We start from the raw sequence: 1,963 nt of genomic DNA on the forward strand, positions 1-1,963 counted from the left end.
TCGCCCAACCTGTCGCCGGTGCATTCCTCGCCTGGCATTCCGGCTATCCGCTGACCGAGGGGTGGATTGTGCTTTCGATCCTGCTCTACCTCATCACCGGCCTGTTCTGGCTTCCAGTCGTGTGGATGCAGATCGAGATGCGCAATCTCGCTATGCAGGCCGCGGCAGAGAAGCAACCTCCACCACAGCGCTATGACACCTTGTTTCGGCTCTGGTTCGCCTTTGGCTTTCCTGCCTTCGCGGCAGTGCTCGCCATCTTCTGGCTGATGATTTCGCGACCTTCGATCGATTGGTTCGCCTTGTAGCACCGGACTTCGTCTCCCTCGTCACGGTCTGCAACATCGTTGCGCCTAACAAATGGAAGGCGATGGGCGCCAGCCGCAGACTGCCTCGTTCCGTTACTACATACCGGGTGGCAATGGTTGCACAGGTTCCCGGCCATCGCCCGAGCACCTCTGTGGCGGGAGGCTGACGGGACTTTGATTGCCGACGACACGTCTATCCACGTCGCCCGTGCACGGCTTCGAAATGCATCAAGCAGATTGCGAGATTTCGGGCATAGCGGAAAATCTCCGGATGGTGGCGCCGCAGCCAAGCCGCGTTATCTGTTATAAGTCATCAACTGACTGAAAGCGTGGGCAGCCATGTGCAACGATTATGAGCAGCATATCGCCTGGGCCGAATATTGCAGGATGATGCAATTGCTGGCGCTCGACATTCCCACTTATCAAACCGAACTGGATCTGCCGCAGGCGGATGACATCCGCATCAGTGATCCCGCCCCGATCATGCGCGCCGCCGGCGACACGATCGAACTCACGCGCATGACCTTTGCCTTTCCGCCCTCCGGGCCCAAAGGCGGGCCGATCTTCAACTTCCGCTCGGAAGGACGGAACGTCTCCAACAGCAAGCGCTGCCTTATTCCGGCGTCGGCTTTCTTCGAATTCACGGGAAAGAAGTCTCCAAAGGCTAAGCATCGCTTCACGCTCAACGGCGCCTCGTTCATGGCGATCGCCGCCCTGTGGCGCGATGGCGAAGGCAACAAGCCCCCGACATTCGCTATGCTGACGACGGAACCCGGCCTGGACGTGGCGCCCACCCACAATCGCCAGATTGTGGTGCTGCGCCCGGAGGACTGGGCGGCATGGATACACCTCACGAAACCGGAGGGCGAGCTCTTGAAGGCCCTCCCGGCCGGGTCGCTGGCGGTAGAAACCGTACGAGAAGGGAGCGACTGACTCGGCTATTCTTAACGTCAACGGGGCATTCATCGACCCAAGGGGTATATGGGACAAAGTAACCTTTCACCTGTCCGGTTCTGAGCCTCAGCAAACCCTCCGACGTGAAGCCAGCATGACTGCTTTGCGCCCAACGTCGGCCGTTTGCCTCCATCTGCCTAATTTCTGCAAGCGGACGTTCTCCTGGGCTCTCAGGCCTTGGACGCTGACTTCGACAGGCTCTCCTTCATCTTGCGCTAGTATGTACGGGTAACTTCGACGGCAGGCCGGGTTACGACCATGAAATCGTGCCCATCGGGACGGGCGGTCAGCAATGCCGCAGAATAAGGGGATTGGGCAACGGAGTATCCTGCCGCGTCTATCCATTCGATCCCATCGGCTCCGACAATTGGACGAACGTCATAGGATTCTCGTCGCCCATCCACATGCGTAAGCTGAGCCGCACTTCCCCGCACTATCTCGACGGCATCTCTCTGTGCCGCAAGCGACCTTTGCCACGCCAGGAAGCATTGCGGATCTATCAGCGTCTCGGCGTTGAGATAGAGCCCCTCCCCTACAAGCCACGCTTCGAACTCGGGACGCCGGGCAACGGCTTCTTGACGCGTTCGCGCCAGCCCTTGCGCAAGTGCGAAGGCGACGAATGGATCGAGCGTTCCCCAACGCAGCAGCTCGCGAAACCAGAAACCGATCCAAGGCAGGCCGCTGGTCGCGCGCCAGGTCTCGAG

General features: G+C 59.7%; 2 protein-coding genes and 1 pseudogene. 2 read left to right on the forward strand and 1 reads right to left on the reverse strand.

Annotated features, from left to right (window positions below; all coding sequences use genetic code 11):
• Both EOA22_RS31835 and EOA22_RS31840 read left to right on the forward strand, forming a co-directional pair.
• A partial coding sequence (locus EOA22_RS31835) for a DUF2269 family protein (RefSeq protein WP_127390517.1) occupies window positions 1-305 on the forward strand: 305 nt, incomplete at its 5' end.
• Window positions 306-644: 339 nt separating this feature from the next.
• The gene (locus tag EOA22_RS31840) at window positions 645-1,238 is read left to right on the forward strand and encodes an SOS response-associated peptidase family protein (RefSeq protein ID WP_127390518.1); all 594 of its coding nucleotides are present in this window, start codon (window positions 645-647) and stop codon (window positions 1,236-1,238) included.
• 236 nt (window positions 1,239-1,474) lie between these two features.
• On the opposite strand, the pseudogene EOA22_RS31845 reads toward EOA22_RS31840, so the two are convergent.
• Window positions 1,475-1,963: pseudogene (locus EOA22_RS31845) on the reverse strand (DNA helicase); the annotation flags it as partial.

This window comes from Mesorhizobium sp. M7A.F.Ca.US.014.04.1.1 (assembly GCF_003998745.1).
Lineage (GTDB): Bacteria > Pseudomonadota > Alphaproteobacteria > Rhizobiales > Rhizobiaceae > Mesorhizobium > Mesorhizobium ciceri.

Bases quoted from the DNA above. Each gene is read 5' to 3' on its own strand.
- EOA22_RS31840 (WP_127390518.1), top strand. From the start codon at position 645: ATGTGCAACGATTATGAGCAGCATATCGCCTGGGCCGAATATTGCAGG.